The sequence below is a fragment of the Streptomyces sp. SID12501 genome (genome assembly GCF_010550245.1).
Classification (GTDB): Bacteria; Actinomycetota; Actinomycetes; order Streptomycetales; family Streptomycetaceae; genus Streptomyces.
Map to the genome: position 1 here is coordinate 1 of NZ_JAAGLU010001067.1, position 385 is coordinate 385.

At 71.2% G+C, this 385-nt stretch carries 1 protein-coding gene; it reads right to left on the reverse strand.

What is annotated here, in order from left to right; translation table 11 throughout:
• Positions 1-6: 6 nt before the first annotated feature.
• Positions 7-385, reverse strand: a 379-nt coding sequence (locus G3I71_RS49850; RefSeq protein WP_203733288.1) for a hypothetical protein, incomplete at its 5' end; no start/stop codon positions are given.

Genomic DNA, 385 nt, shown 5'->3' on the forward strand with positions numbered 1-385 from the left:
AGCAGGTCACGGCACGGTGATCGGCACGTCCTCGTAGGTCGACACGACCGGACCGGAGGCGAGCAGGCCGTGCCACCGCTCGATCAGGGCGCGCATGCGCGGATCGTGCTCGACGCGTTCCTGGTCGCGACGCCAGGTCGACTCGTCGGCGTACTCCATGATCTCGACGAAGGCGTCCGGGTCGGTGGTCGACCACTGCAGCCGCACGGCGACGCCGTCGAGCTCCTCGTAGACGGCGCGCGCCTCGGCGAGGAAGGACTCGACTGCGGGCCGCGCGCCCGGGAGCGCACGAGCGTGCAGGTAGAGATGGATCACGCGGCCGAGCGTGCCACCGGGCATGCTCCAACGGTCGGGACGGACGTCCCCGTCACCGTCCGAGCACGTC